The sequence below is a fragment of the Hyphomicrobium sp. DY-1 genome, assembly GCF_047497105.1.
In the GTDB taxonomy this organism is placed as follows: domain Bacteria; phylum Pseudomonadota; class Alphaproteobacteria; order Rhizobiales; family Hyphomicrobiaceae; genus Hyphomicrobium_B.
The window spans coordinates 1,325,377-1,349,860 of record NZ_CP134870.1; the positions used below are offsets into that span (position 1 = coordinate 1,325,377).

The window sequence follows — 24,484 nt, forward strand, 5'->3', positions numbered from 1 at the left end:
GTTCCTGTGGGCGTGTCGCGGAAACGTGCAAGCGACACCTTGGCGACGTAGCTGAGCTGCGATGATCTTAGCTGCATCATCGGCGTGCATGTTTTTCATTCGTGAAGAGAGGTCGCCGGATTCTGAGGCTTGGCGAAGATAGCGCCAGCTACCAGAATCCTTTCTCGACTCGATGATCGGAGCAGTGGTTGCCGTCATCGGTACCGGCATCATATTGGCAATATCGATGACAGGATGCATTTCTTGCTTTCGATCCTTTTTATCTCACAACGGGTCCAGCGGCACTGTTTCAATGAGAACAATCGGTCCGATAACTCTCTCGAACTGAATAGCCATTTGATAAGATCAGGATGAAAGCTGAAGGTCCGAAATCGGTTGCCGTTCGTCCGAAAAATTTCGGATTTTGTTTCCACGCGGGCGATCAACTGGGCCGAATATCGCAATTCTTAAATTGACGTCAGCTTCCTCTACTGAAATGCACATTTCTTCAAAGCTCGGGCAGCGGGAATTGACCGCTCCCCGAGCACTAACGCCAATTTGGCCGGCGAAATGGCCTGTTTCGCTTAATAGTTTCGACAACGCCTCTGGCAAGAAGATCGGCATCAAAGATAAATTTTACCGGCAATGTCTGAAAGCATGGTCATTGCAAGCACGCGGGTCATCATGCCCACCCGCAACTGCCAAAGTGCTCACCGCTATAGATAATGCGATAGCCGCGACGCCAATTCTAAGAAAGACAGACATGATGAAACTCCAAATCAGATTGCGAAGTTGCGCGAGGTCGCTCATTCTTGCGATCGCTCGAGAACAGGTTTCGCCTATCCAATTCGATGCGTTTCATAGCCTCAAAAATAAACTCGTTACTGACGCTGAATATCAGGATCCGGGAGCAGAGGCCGGCCCCCGACGATAGGCCTGGACAAAACATCTCAAAAAAGCTGTCGGCTCAATCTTGCCGGGACATATTTCAGCCGAGCTGAAACGGCGTGCTTTCTATCAACGTAGGAGCCGCGTCCGCCCGACGTTTTGAGAAAATGTCGGGCTCAACGCATTAGTCGATCGGGCTAATGGCAACTCTTGGAGGATTGAATGAAATTTTCTGTAAATTCCGGCGCCACGATTGCCACAGCAGCGGCAGCACTTTTTATTGCTGGAGCGGTCGTTGCTCCCTCTGCTCATGCTGCAGCCGCTGGCCAATGCTTCGGCGCGAATGCCTGCAAGGGCCAAAGCGCTTGCAAGTCTGCCTCGAACGCTTGCAAGGGACAGAACGCCTGCAAGGGGCTGGGGTTCAAAGAAATGACTGCAGCCAAATGCCAAGAAATTGCGGGCACTCGGTTCGTGCCGGCAAACCACAAAGGTTAGTATTATAGAGGCCCTGCGGAGAATCTGCGGGGCCTTCCCTCAACGAAACAGCACACCAGTCACGATTTTCGAGCGACGCTTCGACGACATCGTTACGTCATCGCTGATCCGCGCCCTGCGGCTGCGGAAAGGCGAGCACCTCCGAAGTGTAGGTCTCGACCACTTGGCTGAACGGAATCCCATTAGGTAGTGTCAGCATGGCACGGTGCTCCAAAACCGCATGCGGCACCGCAAGCGTAGTCTCTTGCCTCTCCGGAATTGGCTCTCCCATATCCCAGTTATGAGGCAAAGGCGTCCAGAGAAGCTTCGCTGAAAGCGTCCGCCGACGGAAATTGAGGGCGTGCACTGCGCGTCCAAAGGCAATGTTGGTGTGATCGAGTTGCTGGGTCATGTCTGGTGTCAGCCGACTAGGCACGCACCAGTTGTCCGCTTCCGAGAGGACGTGGTCACCACAGCTAAGACACACCTTGCGATAGCGGATCGGCTCTGAGGGCGTCACGCCGAGCAGCTGGCGTTGCTCTGCTGTTGGCGCCTTGTCCGTGCCGTGGATAAGCTCGGCGACGACGTGGGCCGAAGACGCAAGATGGTGGCCACCACACCAGCGGTCTAGAGTTAGCGTTGCGCCGTCGTGACTGAGAAGATCTGCATTCAAGGTTTCGAGCACCGCTAGAGCCTCGAGCCGGCCGGTAAAGCTCTCCTGCCAAGGAGAAAAACCGTTACTTTCCGCAGCCACAGAACGCGCAACGAAAACAAGAGCGAGCACAGCGATTGCACTTGCAGTGTTTCGGTGTATTCCGAAATTCTTTGGATTTTTACTGAGCTGCGCAAATCACATCGCAGGGCTGATTTGGAACCGAATATCCGTTCGAATCTCGGTGCCGGCAAAAATTGCAGCGGTTCTCAACAAAGCTCCGTTCATGCGTGCACAACGACCATTTTTCCGTTCGCCTGATTTGCCTCCATAACGCGATGTGCTTCACGGATGTCTTCGAAATTGAAGATGCGGGACGGCTTCGCTTGCAACCTTCCTTCCGCCACGTCCCGTGCGATGTCCTGAAGCGGCACGTCTGACAAAGGAAATCCCGGAGTTCCAAAAACGAAGCTCCCGAAGAACGTGAGATAGACCCCGCTCGCCATTTGGAGGAGCGGGTTGAAGTCGTGGATCGGATCAAGACCACCGAGCCATCCAGCGAGGCAAGCACGGCCGCCCCGCCGAAGCATGTTGAGCGAATCGACGATCGTGCTGTTGCCAACAAGATCGAGCACCGCATCGAGCTTCTTGGTTTCCGGTAGACGGGCCGACATATTTGGCCCTTCAATTTCACAACGCAGGACGCCAAGAGCTTCGAGCTTGGCAAAGCGCTCTTTGCTGCGTGTGGTAGCGATGACTCGAGAGCCGGCGTTGACCGCCATGTTGACGGCCGCCTGGCCGAACGACGAGGTCGCGCCTCGAATAAGAAGCGACTGACCCTTTTGCAGGTCGAGATTGCGGAAGAGGCAGGTCCACGCGGTTGCATAGGTTTCGGGAATGGCAGCAAGCTCTGCCCATGGAAGTTCGGATTCAATCGACGCGACATTTGATACGGGCGCACGCGTAAACTCCGCATAGCTGCCGTTGATCGTGCGTCCGAGACCTCCCATTAATGCAGCAACTTTTGCTCCGACGGGAAATTCGCCGCCGGGACAGGACTTCACGATACCAACACACTCAATGCCACTGACCTCGGCAGCTTCGGGCCATTCGCCGCGCCGCATGTGCATCTCGGCATGATTGATACCGAACGCTTTGATCTGAATCACGACATGACCAGCCATCGGCTTCGGCTCAGGAATGTCTTTGTAGACAAGACTGTCGAGGCCGCCGAATTTTTCGAGAACGATCGCGCGCATAGCGAACCTCCAGGACGCCGCTCTGTCGCACCTACGATGATGCGGTCCACGGCTGCGATGGTTGTGTTCAGGAGAGGAAGTTCCGGATTGCCGACGCAATCTCGGAAGCATGTGTCTCAAGAGCGAAGTGGCCAGTGTCGAAGAATTTCACGGTTGCATTCGGGATATCGCGTTTGAATGCATCGGCGCCCGGGGGCAGGAAAAACGGATCGTTCTTGCCCCAAACGGCAAGAAAGGGCGGCGTGTACGCCCGAAAATACTCCTGAAAGGCCGGATAAAGTGCGACGTTGCTCTTGTAGTCGCTGAAGAGATCCAACTGGACGTCGTCGGCGCCTGGCCTCGCGAGGTAAAAATTATCCAGCGTATAACCGTCCGGCGACACCGATGATCCTTCGGTCACGCCATGCGTATACTGCCACATCGTCGTTTCCGGTTTCAGAAAAGCCCGGAGCGCATCGCGATTGGCTTTAGAAGCATCCTGCCAATAAGCGCGAATGGGATTCCAACCATCGCTCAACCCTTCCTCGTATGCATTACCATTTTGTGAGATAATCGCGGTAATACGATCGGGATGTTTTGCGGCAATTCGGAAGCCGGTTGGCGCGCCGTAATCGAAAACGTAAATCGCGAAGCGCTGGAGGCCGATCACTTCCGTAAACCGATCCATCACGGCTGCGATGTTATCAAACGTGTAGGCGAACGTGTCTCGCGACGGCATATCGGATTGACCAAAGCCTGGGAGATCTGGCGCAACGACGTGAAAGCGATCCGCAAGCAGCGGGATCAAGTCTCGAAACATATGGCTGGAGGTTGGAAACCCGTGAAGCAAAAGGATGGTCGGCGCATCCTTAGCACCTGCCTCTCGGTAAAAGATGTTGAAGCCATCGACATCGGCTTTCTTGTAGCTGACCTTGCTCATGGGGAACCTCAAAGTGACATGAAAACGCGCTTTGATAGTTGTCGGAGTGCGATTGCCGGAAATTTTTGGGGTTAGGGGCGCGCGGGCCCCATCGCCTCCAGAATGATTTCCACGACGAGTTCTGGCGCCGTGACCAGAGGCATGTGATCGACTTTCTCGGAGTGTATTTTCGCGCCCATTCGTTCAGCCATGAATTGCTGAGTTGCCGGGTTGATCATGCGATCCTCTTCCGCAATCAAGAACCAAGACGGTTTTTCTTTCCAGGCGGGGCGCTGTACGCCTTCCTGAATGCAGGCAACTGCGATCGGCCTTTGGGTTGCAGCGAACAGCGCATTCTGCTTCGGCGAAGCATGTTGAGCGAATGCTGATGCGAACCCATCCGCCGGCATCCAGATGAGACCATGCTCGTCCGGCACCAGCTGCGGCGCTTCGGGATGTGGCGGTTCACGATAGAAGACATCCGCGACCGTCTCGCCTTCATCCGGTGCAAGCGCCGATACGTAAACGAGAGATTTCACGCGCTCATTCCGCGTGGCGGATATCACGGCCCCCGCATATGCGTGCGCTGCCAACACCACGGGACCTTGCGTCCGCTCGATGGCATGCTCGAGTGCCGTCACATCCTCAGACAACGACGTTAATGGTAATGGTGCGGCGATGACATCGAGGCTTCCCGCCTGCAACGGTGCGATGACCTGATTCCAGCTTGAGCCGTCAGCCCAAGCGCCGTGAACCATAATCACTGTTGCGCAACCGCTCGATTTACTCACGTTGCCCTCGATCATGGCCTGTCTTGCGAAATAGCATCGGATTTCCGTTCTCCGGAGCTAACCTCTATAATCTTATTTTAGCGGTTACTTTATGGTTGCGTAACTTGTCAAGTTAAGTTTTAGAGGTTATCAGTCAGCGTGCAGAAATTTCGCAACGGCGCCGGAGAACGCAGAGCATGGGTGCCATCGTCTCCGGTCTGCGAAATGGACTTTGAATGTCAGGAATGACCTCAAGAACCTCCCGAATGCCCACTGGCATTAGAGTGATGACTTGATCTGAGGGTCCAAAATTGGTTGCCGATCGTCCAAAAAAAATCGAGGTTTCGGATCTCGACCGGTTGATATCCGGTCTTGAAGTCGACTTCGTCAGCTTGACTGAATGTCTCGTTTCGCCAGGCTGGGCATTATCGTTACCCCCGAGCGAATTCGCCGGCATGCACTACAATCTCGCCGGTCATGGAAGAATGATTGCCGGGACTTTCCCCCCCATTCCCCTCGCTCCGCACACGTTGGTCATCCTACCGCCGATGACGCCCTTTCGCATTGAAGCGAATGGGTCAAACGGAACTACGTACCAACAGGTGAACGTGCATCAGTCCGCCCCGTCAGAGCTAACGCGTTATGTTGCGGGTAACGGCGCGCCGGAAATCCTTCTGATCTGCGGCTTTATCCGTACGGTTTACGGGACGTCGCTTGACATTCTCGGCAATTTACCCACGCCGCTTGTCGAACAGTTCGGTGCCTGCGATCGACTTGATCTCAGCCTCAAAATGGCGCTCTGCGAGCTAATCGGCCATGAGGTCGGAGCGCGAGCGATGACGGCATCATTGATCAAACAGGTATTGATCGCAGTTTTACGGCGGTCGTTTACGTCTAGTGAACGTTGGATCGAACGTTTTCCAATCTTGAATGATTTTCAAATCGCCCGCGCATATGCCGGGATGGTCGCCGAACCGGGAGCCTCTCACACCGTTGAATCGCTTGCGCGCACAGCTGGTTTAAGCCGATCGAGTTTCATGCAGCGCTTCACTAAACTTATCGGATCCCCGCCCCTGGTCGTATTGCGGCAACTTCGAATGAAGAAAGCGGCCGGTCTTCTGGAGGCCAACGTGCGCTCTGTCGAACAGATTGCAAGCGCGGTCGGGTACAAGAACCGAAGTGGCTTTTTCCGTGCGTTTCGCGCGATCTACGGCATAGATCCGATGGAATACCGGGCGATCCACTCTTTGGGAAAACTTGAGAGCCTCGAAACGTCCCTATTGGACTGATCGTTTTCTCGCTGTTTGTCGGACGCAAATCGCAGCGGCACGGTGTAAAGCGTATATCAATGACGCTGATCTCGTGCCTTTTGCGTCCGCTCGCGGTGTGCAGCTTGTTTAGCCCTATTGCCACAGACAGCCATGCTGCACCACCGTCTGCCGCGAGCTCGCGTCCGATCGACAAAGAGAAGCGTGCAGGCTGGCCCTTCACAAGCTTTTAGGTTGGTGAAATCCTCTGTGCAGATCAAATCAGCCAGAGATCGCGCCAACGGAAACAGCAACGAGTCGGGCGCTTCCCAGCGCCTCTGTGGTCGCCACATGAAACCCGATCCCGGCGCAACATCGTGACCGTGCACCGAATTTCTGCCGTGGGATCGACCGCGAACTACCAGCTGACCATACTCTGCATCGCGCGCAAGAAGCTGATTAAGAGGCTGGAGTTCGCGGAGCGCTCGCGCGTCGAGTGGCTTGCCCATATGCTTATAAACAAACCGCTTGAACCAATCCCGTAGGTCGCGAGCTTGCGCTGCAACCGCATCGAGTTCACGGGGAGCCGACTTCTTCCGAAAAGCCTCCAACACGTCCTCGGGGACCAATCCACCTTGTTTAAGCCAAGCGAGAAGATCCTCCCCAGAGCCAAGCCACTCAACCTTCTCGTCCACCGGAACGGCGATAGAGTTCAGGAAGTCTAATCCCAAATTGTCAGCAATGAAAAACGGGGGCGGACGGTTGGTTGTCATGGACTTTCAAGAAAAACTTCAACCCACTAAGTAACCATTGATTTCGGATTTTACAAGTTACACTAAAATTGAGCCCTCTGACCAAGAAAATTAGCTGAGGCGAGCAACAGGCGTTTCAACCTGCCTGCCATTAGCTTGAAGGGATACCACAGCGTGCGAACCCACATCGCGTGGGAACTCCACTGCGTCCCTACGCTCCAAGCCGCCGAGGTAGCAGCCTAAAAATCCGAACTCAACGTCACCGAAGGCGTCGAAATTAAAATGAAACTTCAATGACATAAGTGTTCGTACTTTCATCTTGTCCGGCGCGCCATATGGCGAGAGGGCCGCAGTCGACCACCACTCAAATCACGGCTCGGGAAGAAGTTGGCAGAACATCTGCTTTCTGACCAAAAAGCGTTTGCGCAAAACGCCAAAGACCAATTCCGCTCGGGCCAAAGCGAAATTTCACCCAACGGAAAGAAAGACAAGTTTGAACGAAGAGTTGCCGGACGCCAGCATCGTCAACGATCCATTGAGATCTGGAGGCCGTTCCCCTGATTGGCGCCCGTGACCAGGGTTACGCGTTTGTCGAGCATAGCCATTCTCCTTCGAAGTTACGAATTGTCTGGGTTGTCGGGCGATACCGCTGATCTACACGGCGGCGCGTTCGACCGCGGGCCGGCGGCGCAGGTCGGCTTTCAAGATTGCCGGCGGATTGTAGGCTGCCCCATTTACAGCGATATCGTTGCCCGGCGGGGCGATCTGGTCGATTCGGTCGAGAAGATCATCGCTGAGGCGCAACTCTGCACCGGCGAGGAGATCGTCGAGATGCTCCATCGTGCGCGGGCCGAGAATGGCGGACGTCACGCCCGGGTGCGCCATCACGAACGCCATCGCTATGTGGGTGAGTGATAGCCCTGCTTCGACCGCAAGCAGAATCAACTCCTCCACGGCATCCAAGCTCCGCTCATCCGACATCTGTTTCGGAAACACTTTCACCCGCAGGCTATCAGGCAGCGGCTGCCCCTTGCGGTAGCGCCCGGTGAGCAGGCCCTTCGAAAGCGGGCTCCAGACCAATACGCCCATGCCATAGCGCTGACATGTCGGCAGCATGTCCCGCTCAATTCCCCTGTCGAGGATCGAGTAAGGCGGTTGTTCGGTACGGAAGCGAGCGACGCCGCGCCGCTCTGCCACCCACTGCGCTTCAACGATCTCGGAGACGGGGAAGGTCGAGGAGCCGATCGCGCGCACCTTGCCCGCGCGCATCAGATCGGTGAGCACGGAAAGCGTCTCCTCGATATCGGTATCGGGTGAAGGCCGGTGAATCTGGTAGAGGTCGATGTAGTCCGTCTGCAGCCGACGAAGCGAGTCTTCAACCGCGCGGGTAATCCAGCGCCGCGAATTGCCCTGCATGTTTGGGTCATCGCCCATCGGCCCATGCACTTTTGTCGCGAGCACGATCTTATCTCGACGTCCCTTCAGCGCCTTGCCGATAATTTCTTCGGACTCGCCAGCGCTGTAACGGTCGGCGGTATCGATGAAGTTGATGCCAGCGTCCAGCGCTTTGTGGACGATGCGGGCAGCATCGTCGTGATCGGGGTTTCCAAGTTTTCCAAACATCATCGCACCCAGGCAATATGGGCTGACCTTGATGCCTGTTCGTCCCAATGAGCGATATTGCATTGCTGGTTCTTTGCTCCGATGTGGTCAACTCAAGCGTGCCACGCTATAGAGATCAAGCGGAACACGATTCCGTTTATATGGAACAATGTTCCGATTAGCAAGAGGCGCATGTGAAGGACAAACCGGCGCATCGCGAAGAGGGATCGGAACATTCGAAGCGCGCAGATGCGCGGCGCAACGTCGACTCGTTGCTGCAAGCCGCTAAGGAAGTCTTCGCGACATCAGGAGTAGACGCGCCGGTTCGAGAGATTGCTGAGAAAGCCGGCGTCGGCCTCGGCACCGTCTACCGACACTTTCCTCAGCGATCTGATCTGATCGTCGCAATCATGCAACGTGAGATCGACGCCTGCTCAGAGGCCGCGCAGACTTTGTCTGCCAAGCACAAGCCGGGCGAAGCATTGGCTCGTTGGATGCAGCGTTACGTCGATTTCGTTGCGAACAAGCGGGGCCTGGCAAGCGCACTCCACTCGGGCGATCCGGCCTACGAGCCGCTGAGAGGATATTTTGACCAGCATCTCAAGCCCGCGCTTTGCGCGCTGCTGGATGATGCGGTTAGAGCAGGCGAGATCCGAGCGGGGGAAGAGCCGGACGATCTGCTGCGCGCGGTTCCGAGCCTGTGCATGTCCGCCGAGGGAAAGGAGGGCTTGGCGCGCGCTCGACGAATTGTTGCCCTCCTTGTAGATGGATTACGCTACGGCGCGTCTTGAGTGAATACGTTGCCATAAAGCTACCGCACGTCCGCAACGGGGCACGAGCGATCATGAAGCACACCTTTCCTGACGTGGGCATTAACACGCATCTTGCGATCGAGGAACTCGAACGACCAGCTGCGCGCAAGCGATCGCAGTGCGGCTTTCGCGGCTGCTGTCAACGAAATCCCGTGCTTTCCAGTCTGCGCGACGAATGACGTATTGAGGATCACGGACGTGTCCTCGCGCAGTTGTGGGGCAGAACGGCCTGAAGGGTCAGCAGCCCGGCACGAGCTAATATATGTCGGAAAAACGACGCGCGCTGCTGGGCTGCAGAGCTACAAGACACCTACCGCCGACGAGCCCGTCACCGAAGCTGCGCCTTGAAGCGTTATGTGGGTCAGGCTGTTTCAAGCAACCTTAACAATGACGCAAAAGTTCTCATCTTCATCATCACCGGCGCGCCACTCCAAAAAGCTAAATTAATTCAGCCGTTGCAGCGGCCGTTCCTATTCGACCTTATAAAGGTTGTTGCGCCACGTGGCCGGAGGGAGCCCCAGGCTGCGCTTGAAGGCTCTGTTGAAGGCAGCTTCGGACTTATATCCTACTTGCTCACCTATGCGCGCCAATGACATTTCGCTGTTGCGCAGGTGATGCGCGGCGACCTGGATTCGCCAGCGCGCTAGATAGCGCATTGGTGGCTCACCAATTAGGCGGACGAAGCGGTCCGTTAACGCCGAGCGGGAAAGGCCGACCTCGCGCCCTAAGCTCTCAACGGTCCATTCGTCGGCGATCTGAGTATGAAGCAAGGAAAGAGCACGCGACACGAATGGATCTTTCAAGCCCGCGAGCCATCCGGTGTGTTCGTCGGGAAGACCTTCGACATACCTCCGCAGAGTTTCGATAAAAAGGAGTTCCGACAGCTTTGCCAACACTGTCTCGGAGCCAGCTCTGTTGGCTGCGACCTCGTCGGCCGCGAACTCGAGCGAGCTTCGCATCCAGGCCGCGGCGCTCCCCTGTCGGATGTCGAAGCGAAGCAACGGCGGAAGCCTCTCCGTTAAGGGATTGCCATCGAGGCGATCGCAACCCAGGAAGCCGCACACAATGCGTGTGCGTTCGCCATTGCCACCGTGCCGAGCCGTCCAAAACCCGCCACCAGGCGTAACGTTCATTACCTGCCGTGTCGGCACGGGCGGCAGATCTAGTGTGCTGCCCAGGACATGGATGTGATTATGCGGGAGGATCACAACCTCGCCAGCCTCGATAGCTACGGGAGTTTCGCCCGGAACCTGTGCCAGCAAGCGTCCTTCAACGACGTAATGGTAGAGAACAAGGTGCTCCGCGCCCTTGGTCAAGACTCGCCTTTCCTCTTCGCCGAGATGAGAGGAGACGCACCACGGCGCAGCGAACTCGGCGTGCAAGAACACACCGCCTCGTAGCCGAACAACTCTCAGGACATCTGACAGCGCATCCATTGCCGACCAACATATTCCGGCGTTTTGAGCAAGACGTTCGGTGAACTGATCATAGGTGTCCAACGGGGCTTCAACTATACCAGTCTCCGAGGAGACGGCTATGCGCCTACTCGGCCGACAAATTCGGCCTGCCCCAAACGAGGAGGAATCTCAATGGGTCGAGGAATTACCTTCGCCTATGGACTCGCATCTTACTGCGCGTTCCTTGGCACAATCTTGTACACTATCGGCTTCGTTAGCGGTTTTGGCGTTCCAAAGACGATCGACACCGGCCAAGCTGCGCCTCTCAGTGAAGCACTCATTGTGAACATTCTTCTCCTTTCGGTGTTCACTGTGCAACATAGTGTGATGGCCAGGAAGCCGTTCAAGAAATGGCTGACGCAGTTCATTCCTTCTGTAGTCGAGCGCAGCACATACGTTCTCTTGTCCAGTTTGGCGCTCATTCTGCTGTTCTGGCAGTGGCGACCGATTACTCACGTTGTATGGCACATGAGTGAACCAACTCTGGCGATAGTCTTGTTTGGGCTGTCGTTGTTTGGCTGGTTGCTCGTCTTCGCCAGCACGTTCCTGATCAGCCATTTAGAGTTGTTTGGCTTGCGGCAAGTCCTTCTCAATCTGACGGGGCAACGTCAAGCGGAACCTCAATTCAGGACACCCATGCTATACAAAATTGTCCGACATCCCCTCTATCTCGGCTTTGTCATTGCGATGTGGGCAACGCCGCTGATGACAGCGGGGCATCTGCTTTTCGCCGTGGGGGCAACCGCCTACATACTTGTGGGCATCGCACTCGAGGAGCGAGACTTGAGCGAACTCTTTGGCGACGAGTATAATCACTACCGTCAGCGCGTCCCGATGCTTGTGCCATTATTGCGGAAGCACGATGTGGACAAAGCTACGGCGATCCACCGGGCCAACTCCGAAATTTGCTAGTGTTCGGACGCAATACGATTGGTCGGTTGCACTGCCCGGCGGGATAACTCCTCCTCCGACGAGGCAGCGCGCCCTTCGCAGTCATCATCTTCCCGCATGAGATTATCCGCCCGCCAACGCGGCGGCTGCGACCCCAACTGCCGGGCCAAGAGTAGGATTTTCGCTCAATGCGACTAGTGCGATTGAGCAGACTGGGTCACCTTACGAACTAGAAAGGGCGCTGCGGAGTGCGGTAGGTTGCTATTACCTCTGCTTTTGGCTGAGGCTGGTCTCCAACAGCGTCTCGATCGCCTTCGCATGCAGGCTGAAAGGGGTCTCCGTCGCAGGGCGGGTCGTTCTGCAGGCGGTATATCCCTCAAAAAACCGCAGCGCAAAGCGCACGCTCAAACAGCCGCGTATCCACTCTGCGGCAGGCAATGCGCGGCTACGGTTTCGGTTCCCGCGTATACTGATCCGATTCCGAGTACGAGCGGTTCCGAACGATCGAACGTCGCAACAACACTTTCAAGCTCTTTAAGCTGACAGCTCGCAACCTTCTGATTTTGACGACTGAGCGAAGACGCCACACCAACGGGTGTATCCTCTGACATCCCGAGCGCGATGAGGCGCTCGGAAATTTCTGCGGCGAGAGGCGCGCCCATATAGAAAACCGTCGTCGCCGAAGGATCGGCGATCGCTTGCCAATCGAGATCTTCCGGCAGGCCGCCGTTTTTCGAATGCCCGGTCACGAAGCGTACTGATTTTGCGTGATTGCGATGCGTCAGCGAAATTCCGAAGGCGGAAGCCATCGCCGATGCCGCTGTGATGCCGGGCACGATTCGTGCCTCCAGACCTTGTGCTGCGAGATACGATACTTCTTCTCCTGCCCTTCCGAAGATCGCGGGATCTCCGGCTTTCAGGCGAACGACATGACTGCCCGCGCTGGCGTATTCGACCATCAGCCGATTGATGTCGTCTTGGCGGCAACTCGGCCGTCCACCTCTCTTGCCAACGCAAATCAGCTCGGCGTTTCCCGATGCCATTTTGAGTATGGCGTCGGAGACAAGCGCATCGAATAGAATGACATCCGCTGCTTCTATGGCGCGCAACGCCTTGATCGTCAGAAGCTCGGGATCACCGGGCCCCGCGCCGACCAGCGTAACGCAACCGCGCGGCTTGTCGCCTTTTATTGTCGAGCCGATCTTCGCTGCCGAACCCTTCAGCATTGCGGCAACCGGCGCCACGGCGGCCTTTAATGCCAAACCGAACATTCGGAGCAATGACAACTGCCAACTTGCGGCCGGCTGCGAAAACGTCGTCGCATCTGATTGCATGGAGAAGTCCTCAGCCATCGCCGATCCAAATTTCAGGCTTCAAAAATTGATCAGCCCACCAAAGCTGACGAGGTCGAGGCCTTCGAGGTCGGATAGACTGGACACGCCCGACACATCCGCATCGTAGTGCTGATATTTGACGTAGACCGTCATCGCTGCTGCGTCGATCTCCTGGGCTATGCCACCGCCGTAACGCTGGAACGAACTCCCCGTCGCGCCAAGCGCCAGCGCAGCCGGTCCAAGCTGGTCATCGTATTCGGCATAATCGCCATAGACGATCGTCGCACCCAGCGGCGTCCAGTTCCGGCGGATACCCGACTTGATGTACCAGTGATGGCTGTCGGGTGCGGTCGCACCGTTCACAAGCTTGGCGTCGTTGTTGTCTTCACGGCCGTACGCGCCGTGGAAGAACAGACCCGTCGGCATATGCTCGATGTAGCCGCCGGCCTGGAAGTATTGACTGTCCTTCGAGGTCAGCACGGCCGTGCCGCTGATGCGCTCATCAGAGTTCTCAGAATAGCCGACGCCAAGGTTGACCTTGAAGTCGTTCCACTTGCCAGCATAGCGCGCCGCAAGTTCCCAGTCGTCGTCTTCGCCCCAACTCGCCGAGACCGAGAAGCCGCCGAACACAGGTGAATCATAGCGCACCGCGTTCATCACGATGCCGTCGCAATCGCCGCCGATCGGCGCATCCTGCGAATAGCAATAAGACAGCTGGCCCCACGTCATATTGCCTGGTGCATAGCCGCCGCCCTTCTGGCGCAGCTTGAACTGCGGAAAGCCGTCGAAGAACGTGTAGTTGTCGATGACCTGCGTGCCGGATTTGTCCGTGAACATGGCCGCACTTTTGGAGGCGTTGGCCTGCCGGCCGACGCTCAAGCTGCCGAGCTGCTCGCTCTTCAAATACCAGAACGACATCTGGACATTGAGGCCTTGGTTGAAGTCCGCCGAATTCTGGTTCATCGCCGCGCCGGTCGAGGCGTTGCGTCCAAACGGATTATCAGCGAGGTTCTGGATGCGCAGCAGGTAGCCGGCGGTCCATCCGGGCAGGATCTGGGCCTTGCCGTTGAAGATCACATGCGTGGCCTGCGTCGGGCCGAGGCCATGCAGGTAGACGTTGCTTTCAGCGCCATCGTCCCACCACGTCATCTCTTGAGCCACGTAGCCCGAGATCGTCAGCGAGACCTTGCGGTTTCCTTTGCGCGCCGTCGTCGCTTCAAGCTCGGCAACGCGTTCTTCCAAATCCGCGCAGCAATCACCGCCAAGGTCGGCTGCCTGAGACGGGGTAGAGAAACTCGGCAACGCACCAAACGCCAGCATCACAGAAAGATATTTGCTTGCTCGCTTCAAAGATTCACTCCGCTGCCTGAAGGTTCTGCGCTTCGATAATGGTTTTGATTTCGGCACGGCATGAGCCGCAATTTGTTCCGGCCTGTAACGTCTCGCCGATGTCTGCCACGGTACGGCAGCCGCGCCGCGCAGCAGCAGCGATGTCGTTGGCGCCGACCCCGAAACACGAGCAGACCGTTGCGCCCTTATCGGCACCGCCAGCGCCCGGACGACCAGCGATGATCCTAAAGCGAGCAGCGCGCTGATGTGCCGCCGCGAGTTGTGCAACAGCCCAATCGCGGGACACGGCCACCGGCTCGGGAGCGAGGAAAACAGCGCCCAACAGCGTTTCATCGCGATAGCAAGCGAAGCGGTAGCGTGCGCTTTGGCAGTCGTGAAAGGCGATCGTATCGGCGTTCGACGACGAACCGAAAAGCGCGTTGGCGAACGCGGCCCAATCCTCGCGCGCCGACGCAAAGCCAAGCTCGATGCGCCAGCCGCCATTGCACTTGGCAAGCGCCCAGTATTCAGCGTCGATGTGCTCTGGCTTGCGGGCAAGAACCGCAAAGCCATATGTTTCGGCGACGAAGCGCTCGATGCGAACAGCGACGTTCTTCGAAGCCGGCTGACCCGAGATCGGATCGACAATAGACGGCACGAGAGTATCGACGCGAGCCTTCGAGGCGAACTGATCCGTCCAATGCATCGGAACGAATATCGAGCCGCGTTGCTGGCGCGGCGAAATCAGCGCTCGCACCAGGACAGCCGCAGACCCAGTCGAAACGCGAACGAGATCTGCGTCCGCGATACCGTAACGACTTGCGTCTTCGGGATGGATCTCGGCAAACGGCTCGCCGTAATGCTGTGACAGACGCTGACTTTTTCCAGTACGGGTCAGCGTATGCCAATGATCGCGAATGCGACCGGTATTGAGAGTCAGAGGAAAAGCTGAAAGTTCGCGCCGACCGCTGCCGATCCTAGTGTTTACGAAGCGTGCCTTGCGATCAGGCGTGAAAAAGTTTCCGTCCGCAAAGAAGCGGATGCGGGAACTCTCGCCTATCCGGCGAGGCCACTGACACGGTTCGAGTGCGTCGAAATCGTCCCCGGAAATATTGCTGAATGCGCCGATATCGAAATCGCGGGTGCCTTTATTCTCGAATGCGGAGAGCGCCGCATGCTCAGCGAAAATCTCTGACGGCGATTGGAACGCGAAGGCGCCGCCGAATCCCATGCGCTTTGCGACTTCGCACATGATCCACCAGTCGGGTTGTGCTTCGCCGGGTAGCGGTAGGAAACTGCGCTGTCGCGAGATGCGCCGCTCGGAATTGGTGACGGTGCCGCTTTTCTCTCCCCATGCTGCGGCGGGAAGCGTGACGTGAGCATGGCGCACGGTGTCTGTCTTCGCGATGACGTCCGAGACTACAACGAACGGGCAGTTGCGCAATGATTCTTCAACGTCGCCTGCGTCTGGCATCGAAACGGCGGGATTCGTTGCCATGATCCAGATCGCCTTGATGCGTCCATCGGCGACGGCGCGGAACATATCGACGGCTTTGAGGCCGGCCCTTGCCGCGATCACCGGAGATTGCCAGAAGCGTTGGACGCGGTCGCCGTCGCCTACCCTGTCGAATTCCATATGAGCGGCGAGCGTGTTTGCCAGACCGCCAACTTCGCGACCGCCCATGGCGTTTGGCTGGCCGGTAATGGAAAACGGCCCCATGCCTGGCTTACCAATGCGGCCCGTCGCGAGGTGGCAATTGATGATGGCGTTGACCTTGTCGGTGCCGCAGGACGATTGGTTGACACCCTGACTGAAGATGGTGACCACCTTTTCCGTGCGCGCGAAGATATCGAAGAAGTCTTTAAGCCGTGCGTGCGACAGTCCGGTTCGCTCAACGACGGTCAGCGCATCAACAGATTGCGCAGTGTTGAGTGTGCCTTCGAACCCCGTTGTGTGTGCGGAAACGAAGGCGTCGTCGATTGCGCCCACATCAGCCAGATGATTGAGCAAGCCGACGAACAGCGCGACGTCGCCATCAGGCTTGATCGGCAAATGCATCTCAGCGAGATCGGCGGTCATCGTTCGACGCGGATCGATCAGCACGATCTTCATGCTCGGCCGCTTTTCTTTTGCCGAGACGATGCGTTGATAGAGAACCGGATGACACCACGCGAGGTTCGAGCCGACGAGCACGATGAGATCCGCGCATTCGAGATCCTCGTAGCAGCCAGGTACGGTATCGGTGCCGAATGCGCGCTTGTGCCCCGCAACAGACGACGCCATGCACAGCCGCGAATTCGTGTCGATATTCGCCGAGCCGATGAAGCCCTTCATCAGTTTGTTGGCGACGTAATAGTCTTCGGTGAGAAGCTGGCCGGAGACATAAAACGCGACCGAGTCCGGGCCGTGCTCGGCGATCGTCTTGGAAAAACCAGAAGCGACGAAATCGAGCGCCGCGTTCCAGCTCACGCGCCGACCGCCGACTTCGGGATATAGCAGGCGATCATCGAGAGCGACGGTTTCGCCAAGCGCCGAACCCTTCGAGCACAGCCTGCCAAAGTTTGCCGGATGATTCGGATCGCCGCTCACCGCGACCGTGCCGTCAGCCGACGCTTCTGCAAGCACACCGCAGCCGACGCCGCAGTACGGACACGTCGTCTTGGTTGGCTGAGGCATGGTCATCTCTATTTGCCTTACGCCGCGCGATGGGCTTTGGCTTCGGAAGCCAAGGCAATAAAGAGTTGGTCGCCTTCGACCTTGACCGGTATCGTCCGCACGCTGCCTTCATCGGCGCCGAGCGCTTTGCCGGTTTCGAGCGAGATGACCCAGTTGTGAAGCGGGCATGTTACGGCGGCGCCGTGGACGATGCCCTGACTCAGCGGCCCGCCCTTGTGCGGACAATGATCTTCGATTGCAAAGATGCGATCTTCCGCCGTGCGGAAGACCGCGACCTTGCCTCGCGGCGTCTCGACACAGCGCGCACCGCGTCGCGGAATATCGGTGATGCTGCCTATCAATGCCCAGCTCATGTCCATCACTCCGCCGCGTCTGCCATGCCGATGGTTGCCATCGGCTTGAACTCATGCTTGTGCAGGCCGGAAACGCGTTCCGACCACGGGTCAACCTGTGCGAATTTCTGCGAATGGACGAAGCGGTCGTAATAGCCGCGGCGCTTCTCGGTATCATCGAGAACCTGGCGACGAATCTCGTCGATGGTGACGCGCTTTGCCCATTTGTAGATGCGTTCGAGATAGCGCGCCTGCTCGCGGTACATCTGTACGAGCGCAACAATGACTTCGAGGGCTTCGTCCTCGGTTTTGACAAGACCCAGAACTTCCGTGCCCTTGATGTCGAGACCGGCCGCACCTGCAAAATGAACCTCGTAGCCGGAGTCGACGCAGATCACGCCGACGTCCTTGCAAGTTGCTTCGGCGCAGTTTCGCGGACAGCCCGAAACGGCCATCTTGACCTTCGCGGGCGTCCACGAGCCCCACATGAATTTCTCGATGCGGATGCCGAAGCCGGTCGAATCCTGCGTGCCAAAGCGGCACCAGTCGGTGCCGACACACGTCTTCACGGTTCGCAGACCTTTCGCGTAAGCGTGACCCGATACGAAGCCCGCTTTGCCGAGATCGGCCCAGACGGCGGGCAGGTCTTCTTTCTTCACGCCCAGCATGTCGATGCGCTGGCCGCCGGTCACCTTCACGGTCGGAATGTTGAACTTGTCGACGACGTCGGCGATGGCCCGCAGCTCATTTGCACTCGTAACGCCGCCCCACATGCGCGGTACGACGGAATACGTGCCGTTCTTCTGGATGTTTGCGTGCACACGCTCGTTGATGAAACGCGATTGATAGTCGTCGGCGTATTCGCCGGGCCAGTCGCAGACGAGATAGTAATTCAACGCCGGGCGGCACTTGGCGCAGCCGCACGACGTCGTCCACTCAAGCTCCTGCATGACGGCGTAAATGTTCTTGAGGCTTTTCGCCTTGATCAATCGGCGAACATCGTCATGGCCCAGGGTTGTGCATCCACACATCGGTTGCACGGCGGTCGGGTTGTAGGTATCCCCGAGCGTCAGAGCCATGAGTTGCTCAACGAGGCCCGTGCACGAGCCGCACGAGGCAGAAGCTTTGGTGTGAGCCCGGACGTCATCGAGCGACGTCAGGCCCTTCACCTGAATGGCACCGACGATCTTGCCTTTGCATACGCCGTTGCAGCCGCAGATTTCTGCGTCATCGGGCAAGGCTGCAACGGCCGCCATAGGGTCGAGGGGCATTCCTCCCTGATAGGCCTGGCCGAAGATCAAGGTGTCGCGCATGTCGGAGATATCGACCTGCTTCTTCTTCAGGTCGTTGAACCACGCGCCATCGGCGGTTTCGCCATAAAGGACGGTACCAATGATGCGGTTGTCCTTCAGGATGATGCGCTTGTAAACACCGGCCGAAGCATCGCGCAGGACGATCTCGTGCCGGTCTTCACCGTCAGCGAAGTCACCGAGCGAGAAAAGCTCGATACCGGTGACCTTGAGCTTCGTCGGCGTGTCGTTGTGGACGAACGCCGTCGTGCTTTTTTCGTCTGCGAGGCGGGCCGCTGCCACGCGCGCCATTTCGTAAAGCGGTGCGACGAGGCCGTAGACGTGCCCCCCGACTTCAGCGCACTCGCCGACCGCATAAATATCAGGATCGGACGTCTGCATGCCGGCGTTGACGAGAATGCCGCGATTGGTGGCCAGACCAGCGTCCTTTGCGAGCTCGGCATTCGGCTTGATACCGGCCGCCATGACGACGAGCGTCGCCGGAATGATACGACCATCAGCAAGCTCTACACCTTCAACACGTCTGTCGCCGAGAATGGCTTTCGTGTTGGCTTTACAGATGACCTTGATGCCGCGGTCTTCAATCGCGCGCTGCAAGAGATAACCTGCCGCTGGATCGAGCTGGCGCTCCATCAGCGTCGGCATTAAATGCAGGACGGTGACGTCCATGCCCTGTGCTTCAAGACCTGCCGCAGCTTCTAATCCCAAGAGGCCGCCGCCGATGACGACCGCCTTGGCCCGCGACTGCGCCGCAAGCAGCATGGCGTTGACGTCATCCAGATCGCGATAGCTCAAGACGCCCGGCAGATTGTTACCCGCCACCGGCAGAATGAACGGCACCGATCCTGTCGCGATGACGAGCTTGTCATAAGATTCGACGACGCCGTGATCGGACGTGACGGTTTTGGCGTTGCGATCGATAGCGACGATTTTGTGGCCCTTGTAGAGCGTGATGCCGTTCTTGATGTACCAGCCGTCGCCGTGGATGATGATCTGCTCATAGTTCTTCTCGCCGGACAGAACGGGAGAGAGCATGATGCGATCGTAATTGACGCGCGGCTCGGCGTTAAAAATCGTGACGGCGTAGCGGCCGGGTGATGTCTCGAACAGATGCTCAAGCATCCGCCCAGGCGCCATGCCATTGCCGATTATGACGAGTTTTTCCGTCATGACTGTTGTTCCCGCTCTCATGCCTGGCCGGCGATTTGGACCAGGGCGCTGTCGGTATTGGTTGCGGATTTCTGGGAGGTGCCGTCTCGCTCCATGCGCCGTATCGAAACGTGCATCCAGACGAACAGGGCGACGACGATAACGAACAGCAGCATGAAGCAGCTCGTCCAAAGGCCTGTCACCTGATTGAGAAAGCCAAAGGCAATTGGCAGAACGAAACCTCCCAGGCCGCCGATCATGCCGACGAGGCCGCCGACAGAGCCGACGTTGTCGGGATAGTACGTCGCAACGTGCTTATAGACCGCGGCCTTGCCGATGCTCATGAAGAACCCGAGCACCATCGCGATCCCGACGAATATCAAGGGGCTAATCTCGAAATGCGCGGAGATCGGCCCGTGCGTGCCGTGCATGACGTAGTCGGTGGGCGGCAGCGACAGAGCTAGCGTCGCGATGGCGGAGACGCCGAAGCACCAGTACATGACGGCGCGGGCGCCGATGCGATCCGACAGCACACCACCGTAAGCGCGGAATATGCTCGCCGGAATCGAATAGGAGGCAGCAATCATGCCCGCGGTTTCAATGTCGAAACCATAGACGCCGATCAGGTAACGCGGCAGCCAGAGTGCAAGGGCGACGAAAGCGCCAAATGTGAAGAAGTAGTAGAAGGAAAACCGCCAAACACGGATGTCCTTCAGCGGCGCGAGTTCCATCGCGTACGCCTTTGGCGCTTCGCCTGTGCGGCGGCGCTCGGCGGTGACCGGGTCGTCAGTCGTCGTAAACCAGAAGACGATGGCCATCACCGCCAGTGCAGCCGCCCAGATCAGCGCGACGGCATGCCAGCCCCAGGCGACAAGTGCAAACGGGGCAAGAAATTTAGTGACGGCCGCGCCGACGTTGCCGGCGCCGAAGATACCGAGCGCGGTGCCTTGCTGGCCGGATTGATAGAAGCGCGAGACGTAGGCGATACCGACCGCAAATGAGCCGCCCGCCAGACCAACACCAAGCGCCGCGACAAGCATTTGCGTATAGGTGTGCGCGAAAACGAGAAGCGCCGTCGCGATGCTTGCCGCGATCATGTTGAGCGTGAATACGACCCGTCCGCCGTAGCGGTCGGTCCAGATGCCGAGGAAGATACGAGCGAGCGAGCCCGTCAGAATGGGCGTTCCCGCCAGCAGGCCGAACTCGGTTTCATTCAATCCGAGCTGTGCCTTGATGCGAATACCGATGATCGCGAAGATCGTCCAGACTGCGAAGCAGGCCGTGAAAGCGATCGTCGAAATCCAAAGAGCGCGCCCTTCGGCCGTGGACAGCGATAATCCCGAACTTTCCTGTGTGCGCATCGATTGCTCCCGGTCGTGGCGCCAAAAACAAAAAAGCTGCCGGCCAAGCGCTCGCACCCTCGGCAAAGAGGGTAGGAAGGCTTGAACGGCAGCTTTGCCTATTGAGCGCCCGTCATTGGACGCGGACGAAACCCTAAGCGCGGAAATCACGCAACTTAGGCGAGCTGAAATTACAAACCTTCAACTCGAGTCCCTGCCAGGATTGCGGCAGTAGCGAACGCTTCGCAAGTCCAAACATTTAGCAATTTCACGACCCGTCGGCGCAAATTTTGTGCAGTGCACGTTTGACGCAGGTCGGGGATCGTCACCGCTTCTGGCTTGTGATGTAGGCGTCGAGCTTGTCGGGATCGAACAAGCCCCCGTCGAAAAAACCGTCCGGCCCAAGCACCAGGCTCGCGCCGGATGAACCGACCGGAGTGGGCGCCGTGAGCGCTCCTTCAACCTTCGCGTTCGCCACCGGGAGCGCAATGCCTGACGGCTTCAGCGCGGCACGATAAAGATCCGGCCGATACGTTTCGCGCGCAATTTTTGCGTTCTCCGCGCTGTGTAGCACCTGCCCCCAGCGAACCATCTGCGAATAAAACCAGAGCGCATGACTCTTCCATGGGAACGTCGCTGCTTTGGCAAACGGTACAAAGAAGTCGGAGACGGCGACGGCGTGTTCATTGCCGACGGGCAACTGGCCCTGCAGCGCAGGCAGCATCCATTCGACAGGCTGAGCGACATACGTCCGCTCGGCCAGAATGCGTGCGAGATCATTACGATTGTGCGCGTCGGCGCACCATTGGGCGGCGTTATTCAACGCGCGCAACAAGGCGGACAGCGCTTCAGGATTCTCTTGCGCCCAGTGCGCGCCGGCGGCGAGAACTTTCTCGGGGCTCGACCGCCAAATGGCGGCCTTCACGGTCGCTATATGGCCGTGCCCCAGGAGAGCCGCGGCAGAATTCCACGGCTCGCCGACGCAATAGCCGTCAATCGTGCCGCTCGCGAGAGCGTCCACCATCAACGGCGGGGGCACGATGACAATCTCGATATCGCGCGATGGGTCAATGCCGCAGGCGGCCAGCCAATAGCGAAGCTCGTAGTTATGCCCTGAGTGTGGATGGACGACAGCGAACCGCAACGGCATCTTGTTTTGGGCCGTGCGCGTACGAACGACGTCCTTTAGAGCCTTGCCGTTCGTCGCAGGATCGAAGTCGGCCTTTGCGCCGTTGTCTGCCATCGCGTCCCACAGGGCATTCGACACGGTAACGGCGTTGCCGCCCAGACCGAGCGCCATCGGAACGATGGTTGGAACAGCCAGCGGTGTCAGGCCAAGATTGCAGGCAATCGGCATCGGCGCCAACATGTGGGCAACCTGGAAATGTCCAACCGCGAGGCGATCACGGATGTTGGCCCACGACATCTCACGGACGAGCACCAAATCGACGCCTTCGGCCTCGGCGAAGCCCATTTCTTTTGCAGTCACGAGAACCGCGCTGTCGAGAAGCGGCATGAACCCGGCAGTGATCTGGTAAAGGCTCGCCATCGTCATCCCTCCTCGTCGGGTGGGGCGAGAAGCCCGGCTGCCGTTATCAAGCTTTCGGCGATTTCGGAGAGCTTTCTATTTTGGTTCATCGCAGTCTTGCGTAGCAAGGCGTAAGCCTGGGGCTCGGAGAGACCGCGCGTCGTCATGAGAATGCCCTTCGCCCGGTCGATGAGCTTGCGGTTTTCAAGCTCCGAACGCGCCTCTTCAAGTTCCCGGGTCATGCGCGAGAAGGCGTTAAAGCGACTGATCGCCATCTCGAGGATCGGCTTGACGCGCTCCTGCTTCAGTCCGTCAACGACGTAAGCCGATACCCCCGCTTCGACCGCCGCCTCGATCGATGCACTGTCCGAACGGTCGACAAACATCGCGATGGGGCGGTTCACGGCACGAGAAAGTTGGAACATGTTCTCGAGCATATCGCGGTTGGGATTTTCGAGATCGATAACGATGACGTCCGGCTCGATCTCGGAAATACGGCGCGCAATTCCCGCGACGTCGTGGACGACGGTGAGGTGATCATAGCCGGCTTCCCGCAGGCCCGCTTCGATGACCGAGGCGCGCAGACGGTTTTCATCTATGACCAAGATGGAAAGTCGTTTCGGCCCAGCGTGCATGCCCGTGTCCACCAAGAAGACTGTCTCGGGTACACGATTTCCGCGCGCGGTCAACTGCCCGCAAGTGCTCAGGGTCGGAACTAGGGTCGCGACAAGGCCGGACGACGGACCGTTGATTGCACAGAAATTCGCGCCGGGCCGGTTTGCTCAAACGGCGCCGTTCCGATACCGTCGCGGCGATACGCCCGTCCACCGGCGGACGGCGCGAACGAAAGAGGGCTGCCCGGAATATCCTAGATCCGCGGCAACGTGCGTGATCGATTTCGAAGAGTCGCTCAACGCAACGAGCGCGCGGGCCCTTCGCGCTTCATCCAGAAGATCCGAAAAGCTCGTGCCTTCGGCCGCAAGTCGCCGCTGCGATGTTCGCACGCTGAAGCCACTCGCCTCGGCAAACCGCTCAACGGTCGGTTCGCCATCATCGAGCATGAAATCGATGAATGCCCGCGCTGTACACGCGAAACTGTTTGCGCTGTAGAGCGAATCCCAATGATCTTTGGGCCAATCGCCTCCAAACTTCCGGATGGAACTGGGGAACGCCCGATCCAGAACATCATCCGATATAAAGACCGTGAGCGCGTTCGTGGCGCTCGGCGTCAGCTCTGGTCCGAGGCTCCCGTTGAGGTGCGACAAGCCGAATTCCGGATGAGGCGTGAGTTCGATCCTGCTGAGCGGCTCGCCTGCGTAACCCGTCGTTTTACAGAGCGAACGGATCAGTGCGGCCACGTATTGCTGCACGGTGTGCCGCGTGACATCGTCCACATCGAGAGTGAGTTCCTCACGAATGAACGCGCCTGCGGCGGCAGGCGTGATCGTTAGAAATTCGTGTGTACAATGACGGGGCATCGCTTCAGAGAGTGAGTGCCTCGCGCGGCGTCTTGCCGCCAAGCACGAGCTGACCCAGCTCTCCGAGATCGAGAATGCTCGTGTCTGTCACGACGCGCGTCGCGATGTCCGGTCCTTCCTGCAGGGACAGCATCCGCATTACTGAAAGAGCTTTGATCAGGGAAATCGGGCGGGCGGTCGCGTCCCAAGGCGGGGCCGACAACCCTCCGCACGCGAGCACGTCGTCGAGCGACCGTCCGTTTTTTTGAACCCATCGAACGAACGGCGCGATATCGGACGCGCGCACCAACGGAAAGCTTGAGATCATGCGAGCAGCGATACAAACA

Annotated in this window: 21 protein-coding genes; 3 read left to right on the plus strand and 18 right to left on the minus strand. The window is 58.0% G+C overall.

Annotated elements, in window-relative coordinates; genetic code table 11:
- Nucleotides 1–1,459: 1,459 nt before the first annotated feature.
- The 4 genes from RLW41_RS06310 to RLW41_RS06325 all read right to left on the minus strand — a co-directional run bounded on the left by RLW41_RS06310 (nt 1,460) and on the right by RLW41_RS06325 (nt 4,956).
- Nucleotides 1,460–2,125, minus strand: a complete 666-nt coding sequence (locus RLW41_RS06310) for a hypothetical protein (RefSeq protein WP_414463940.1) — start codon at nt 2,123–2,125, stop codon at nt 1,460–1,462.
- A gap of 152 nt (nt 2,126–2,277) precedes the next feature.
- Nucleotides 2,278–3,252, minus strand: a complete 975-nt coding sequence (locus tag RLW41_RS06315; RefSeq protein WP_414463941.1) for a zinc-binding alcohol dehydrogenase family protein — start codon at nt 3,250–3,252, stop codon at nt 2,278–2,280.
- A 67-nt stretch (nt 3,253–3,319) separates the two neighbouring features.
- Nucleotides 3,320–4,171: an alpha/beta fold hydrolase gene (locus tag RLW41_RS06320; protein WP_409561067.1), complete on the minus strand. Its 852-nt coding sequence runs from the start codon at nt 4,169–4,171 to the stop codon at nt 3,320–3,322.
- Between the two features lie 71 nt (nt 4,172–4,242).
- Nucleotides 4,243–4,956: an alpha/beta fold hydrolase gene (locus RLW41_RS06325; protein ID WP_414463942.1), complete on the minus strand. Its 714-nt coding sequence runs from the start codon at nt 4,954–4,956 to the stop codon at nt 4,243–4,245.
- A 275-nt stretch (nt 4,957–5,231) separates the two neighbouring features.
- Here RLW41_RS06325 and RLW41_RS06330 point away from each other — a divergent pair, with 275 nt between their 5' ends.
- Nucleotides 5,232–6,209 carry an AraC family transcriptional regulator gene (locus RLW41_RS06330; RefSeq protein ID WP_414463943.1) on the plus strand — a complete coding sequence of 326 codons (978 nt, stop codon included), beginning with the start codon at nt 5,232–5,234 and terminating at the stop codon, nt 6,207–6,209.
- Between the two features lie 56 nt (nt 6,210–6,265).
- Here RLW41_RS06330 and RLW41_RS06335 read toward each other — a convergent pair whose 3' ends face one another.
- On the minus strand, nt 6,266–6,940 hold the full coding sequence (locus tag RLW41_RS06335) for a CGNR zinc finger domain-containing protein (RefSeq protein WP_409561069.1): 675 nt from the start codon (nt 6,938–6,940) through the stop codon (nt 6,266–6,268).
- Between the two features lie 633 nt (nt 6,941–7,573).
- Nucleotides 7,574–8,605 (minus strand): aldo/keto reductase, encoded by a 1,032-nt coding sequence (locus tag RLW41_RS06340; RefSeq protein WP_414463944.1) that lies wholly within the window; start codon nt 8,603–8,605, stop codon nt 7,574–7,576.
- A 110-nt stretch (nt 8,606–8,715) separates the two neighbouring features.
- On the opposite strand from RLW41_RS06340, the gene RLW41_RS06345 reads away from it, so the two are divergent.
- Nucleotides 8,716–9,312, plus strand: a complete 597-nt coding sequence (locus RLW41_RS06345) for a TetR/AcrR family transcriptional regulator (protein ID WP_414463945.1) — start codon at nt 8,716–8,718, stop codon at nt 9,310–9,312.
- 20 nt (nt 9,313–9,332) lie between these two features.
- On the opposite strand, the gene RLW41_RS06350 is transcribed toward RLW41_RS06345, so the two are convergent.
- Both RLW41_RS06350 and RLW41_RS06355 read right to left on the minus strand, forming a co-directional pair.
- The gene (locus RLW41_RS06350) at nt 9,333–9,593 is read right to left on the minus strand and encodes an SDR family oxidoreductase (protein WP_414464569.1); all 261 of its coding nucleotides are present in this window, start codon (nt 9,591–9,593) and stop codon (nt 9,333–9,335) included.
- 210 nt (nt 9,594–9,803) lie between these two features.
- Nucleotides 9,804–10,769, minus strand: a complete 966-nt coding sequence (locus RLW41_RS06355) for an AraC family transcriptional regulator (RefSeq protein WP_414464570.1) — start codon at nt 10,767–10,769, stop codon at nt 9,804–9,806.
- 153 nt (nt 10,770–10,922) lie between these two features.
- Between RLW41_RS06355 and mddA the strand changes: the two genes are divergently transcribed.
- Nucleotides 10,923–11,702 (plus strand): methanethiol S-methyltransferase, encoded by a 780-nt coding sequence (gene mddA / locus RLW41_RS06360; protein ID WP_414463946.1) that lies wholly within the window; start codon nt 10,923–10,925, stop codon nt 11,700–11,702.
- Nucleotides 11,703–12,085: 383 nt separating this feature from the next.
- Here mddA and cobA read toward each other — a convergent pair whose 3' ends face one another.
- The 10 genes from cobA to RLW41_RS06410 form a co-directional block, all read right to left on the minus strand.
- On the minus strand, nt 12,086–13,015 hold the full coding sequence (gene cobA / locus RLW41_RS06365; protein ID WP_414463947.1) for a uroporphyrinogen-III C-methyltransferase: 930 nt from the start codon (nt 13,013–13,015) through the stop codon (nt 12,086–12,088).
- 39 nt (nt 13,016–13,054) lie between these two features.
- On the minus strand, nt 13,055–14,365 hold the full coding sequence (locus RLW41_RS06370; protein ID WP_414463948.1) for a porin: 1,311 nt from the start codon (nt 14,363–14,365) through the stop codon (nt 13,055–13,057).
- 4 nt (nt 14,366–14,369) lie between these two features.
- A complete protein-coding gene (locus RLW41_RS06375; RefSeq protein ID WP_414463949.1) occupies nt 14,370–17,027 on the minus strand; it encodes a molybdopterin-dependent oxidoreductase in 2,658 nt (885 codons plus the stop codon).
- Between the two features lie 11 nt (nt 17,028–17,038).
- Complete coding sequence (gene nirD / locus RLW41_RS06380) at nt 17,039–17,380, minus strand: nitrite reductase small subunit NirD (RefSeq protein ID WP_414463950.1); 342 nt, start codon at nt 17,378–17,380, stop codon at nt 17,039–17,041.
- A complete protein-coding gene (gene nirB, locus RLW41_RS06385) occupies nt 17,380–19,833 on the minus strand; it encodes a nitrite reductase large subunit NirB (RefSeq protein ID WP_414463951.1) in 2,454 nt (817 codons plus the stop codon). Before nirB ends, nirD begins: the two co-directional genes overlap by 1 nt.
- 17 nt (nt 19,834–19,850) lie before the next feature.
- Nucleotides 19,851–21,173 carry an MFS transporter gene (locus RLW41_RS06390; protein ID WP_414463952.1) on the minus strand — a complete coding sequence of 441 codons (1,323 nt, stop codon included), beginning with the start codon at nt 21,171–21,173 and terminating at the stop codon, nt 19,851–19,853.
- Nucleotides 21,174–21,477: 304 nt separating this feature from the next.
- On the minus strand, nt 21,478–22,701 hold the full coding sequence (locus RLW41_RS06395; protein ID WP_414463953.1) for a CmpA/NrtA family ABC transporter substrate-binding protein: 1,224 nt from the start codon (nt 22,699–22,701) through the stop codon (nt 21,478–21,480).
- A gap of 2 nt (nt 22,702–22,703) precedes the next feature.
- Nucleotides 22,704–23,315 carry an ANTAR domain-containing response regulator gene (locus tag RLW41_RS06400; RefSeq protein ID WP_414463954.1) on the minus strand — a complete coding sequence of 204 codons (612 nt, stop codon included), beginning with the start codon at nt 23,313–23,315 and terminating at the stop codon, nt 22,704–22,706.
- A 147-nt stretch (nt 23,316–23,462) separates the two neighbouring features.
- Nucleotides 23,463–24,158: a helix-turn-helix transcriptional regulator gene (locus RLW41_RS06405; RefSeq protein ID WP_414463955.1), complete on the minus strand. Its 696-nt coding sequence runs from the start codon at nt 24,156–24,158 to the stop codon at nt 23,463–23,465.
- Between the two features lie 4 nt (nt 24,159–24,162).
- A complete protein-coding gene (locus tag RLW41_RS06410) occupies nt 24,163–24,465 on the minus strand; it encodes a hypothetical protein (protein ID WP_414463956.1) in 303 nt (100 codons plus the stop codon).
- Nucleotides 24,466–24,484 lie beyond the last annotated feature (19 nt).

What these genes read in the sequence shown, in the direction of transcription:
- RLW41_RS06315 (WP_414463941.1), bottom strand. Translation starts at nt 3,252, where the DNA reads ATGCGCGCGATCGTTCTCGAAAAATTCGGCGGCCTCGACAGTCTTGTC.
- RLW41_RS06320 (WP_409561067.1), bottom strand. Translation starts at nt 4,171, where the DNA reads ATGAGCAAGGTCAGCTACAAGAAAGCCGATGTCGATGGCTTCAACATC.
- RLW41_RS06325 (WP_414463942.1), bottom strand. Translation starts at nt 4,956, where the DNA reads ATGATCGAGGGCAACGTGAGTAAATCGAGCGGTTGCGCAACAGTGATT.
- RLW41_RS06335 (WP_409561069.1), bottom strand. Translation starts at nt 6,940, where the DNA reads ATGACAACCAACCGTCCGCCCCCGTTTTTCATTGCTGACAATTTGGGA.
- RLW41_RS06340 (WP_414463944.1), bottom strand. Translation starts at nt 8,605, where the DNA reads ATGCAATATCGCTCATTGGGACGAACAGGCATCAAGGTCAGCCCATAT.
- RLW41_RS06355 (WP_414464570.1), bottom strand. Translation starts at nt 10,769, where the DNA reads ATGGATGCGCTGTCAGATGTCCTGAGAGTTGTTCGGCTACGAGGCGGT.
- mddA (WP_414463946.1), top strand. Translation starts at nt 10,923, where the DNA reads ATGGGTCGAGGAATTACCTTCGCCTATGGACTCGCATCTTACTGCGCG.
- cobA (WP_414463947.1), bottom strand. Translation starts at nt 13,015, where the DNA reads ATGCAATCAGATGCGACGACGTTTTCGCAGCCGGCCGCAAGTTGGCAG.
- RLW41_RS06375 (WP_414463949.1), bottom strand. Translation starts at nt 17,027, where the DNA reads ATGACCATGCCTCAGCCAACCAAGACGACGTGTCCGTACTGCGGCGTC.
- nirD (WP_414463950.1), bottom strand. Translation starts at nt 17,380, where the DNA reads ATGGACATGAGCTGGGCATTGATAGGCAGCATCACCGATATTCCGCGA.
- nirB (WP_414463951.1), bottom strand. Translation starts at nt 19,833, where the DNA reads ATGACGGAAAAACTCGTCATAATCGGCAATGGCATGGCGCCTGGGCGG.
- RLW41_RS06390 (WP_414463952.1), bottom strand. Translation starts at nt 21,173, where the DNA reads ATGCGCACACAGGAAAGTTCGGGATTATCGCTGTCCACGGCCGAAGGG.
- RLW41_RS06395 (WP_414463953.1), bottom strand. Translation starts at nt 22,701, where the DNA reads ATGGCGAGCCTTTACCAGATCACTGCCGGGTTCATGCCGCTTCTCGAC.
- RLW41_RS06400 (WP_414463954.1), bottom strand. Translation starts at nt 23,315, where the DNA reads ATGCACGCTGGGCCGAAACGACTTTCCATCTTGGTCATAGATGAAAAC.
- RLW41_RS06405 (WP_414463955.1), bottom strand. Translation starts at nt 24,158, where the DNA reads ATGCCCCGTCATTGTACACACGAATTTCTAACGATCACGCCTGCCGCC.
- RLW41_RS06410 (WP_414463956.1), bottom strand. Translation starts at nt 24,465, where the DNA reads ATGATCTCAAGCTTTCCGTTGGTGCGCGCGTCCGATATCGCGCCGTTC.